The 1,427-nt window shown below is 57.9% G+C and carries 1 protein-coding gene; it reads left to right on the forward strand.

The features are described 5' to 3' along the window. On the forward strand, window positions 1–929 hold a 929-nt coding region (locus tag AAAB16_RS18725), incomplete at its 5' end, for an APC family permease (protein ID WP_340664683.1). Between the last annotated feature and the right edge of the window lie 498 nt (window positions 930–1,427).

Raw genomic sequence — 1,427 nt, forward strand, 5'->3', positions numbered from 1 at the left:
CCACGCTGATTAACGTGGTCGGTCTAAAGCTGGCCAACACCATCAATATCGGTTTGATGCTGGTGCAGTTTCTGGTGCTGCTCGCCTTTGTCGCGCTGTGCATTCATTACGTGGGCGGCGATGCCAGCCAACCGCTGTGGACGCTAAAGCCCTTCTTTAACGGCGACGTGCACCTGCCCATGGTGATGGGCGGCGCGGCGATTGCCTGCTACTCGTTCCTTGGTTTTGACGCCGTCAGCACCCTGACCGAAGAAACCCACGAACCGCGCAAAACCATCCCCAAAGCCATTTTGCTGATCACCCTGATCGGTGGCGCGATCTTTATCGCGGTGTCCTACTTTGTGCAGTTGGCCCACCCGTCCATTGAATTCCAAAGCCCGGATTCGGCCGCCACGGAAATCGCCCTGAACATTGGCGGCGACCTGTTTGTGACCATCTTTCTGATCGGCCTGATCGTTGGTCAATTCACCTCTGGCCTGTCCGCCCAAGCCAGCGCCTCGCGCCTGCTGTTTGCCATGGGCCGCGACGGCGTGTTGCCAAAAAGCTTCTTCGCGCGGTTGGGGCGTTTCGGTACGCCGGTTAACAGCATCGTGTTGTGCGGCGTGGTGGCTTTGCTGGCGCTGAAACTGGACGTCACCACCTCCACGTCCTTTATCAACTTCGGCGCGTTTCTGGCCTTTAGCCTGGTGAACCTGGCCGTGATTTTTCACTACTGGATCAACGCGCAACAACGCGGCGCCCGTGAGCTGGTGCTATTTCTGCTGTTCCCACTGGTAGGCCTGATGGCGGATTTGTGGCTGATGATCAGCCTTGACCACCTGGCAATCATTCTTGGCCTGACCTGGCTGAGCCTCGGCGTGATCTACCTCGCCGCGCTGACCGGCGGCTTCCGCCGGCAGCCACCGGAAATGGATTTTAACGAAGCCTAAACGGGAGCGGTGGTTGTAGCGGTGAACACCGAACCTGGATTCCCGCCTGCGCGGGAATGACGGAGTTCTAATGCAAAACCGCCGTCATGCCTGCGCGGGAATGAAGGAGTTCCAAGGCAAAACTTCCGTCATGCATGCGCGGGAATGACGGAGTTCTAATGCAAAACCGCCGTCATGCCAGCGCGGGAATAAAGGAGTTCCAAGGCAAAACTTCCGTCATGCCTGCGCGGGAATGACGAAGTTCTAAGGTAAAACCGCTGTCATGCCTGCGCGGGAATGAAGGAGTTCCAAGGCAAAACTTCCGTCATCCCCGCGCAGGCGGGGATCCATTGGCGGGCACGCGCGTGATCTGTGCAACGCCGGTTACGGCTCGTCTTTTTGCATAAATTGCCGGCGCTGTTCGGGCGGCAATTTTTCCGCTATTTCCAACAACATCACCTGCGCCGCGGTTTGCAGTTTTGCCGTGGCTTCGCGTTGTTTGGCGAAGCTGTCCTGTAC

The organism is Pseudomonas sp. (assembly GCF_037994325.1).
In the GTDB taxonomy this organism is placed as follows: Bacteria; Pseudomonadota; Gammaproteobacteria; order Pseudomonadales; family Pseudomonadaceae; genus Aquipseudomonas.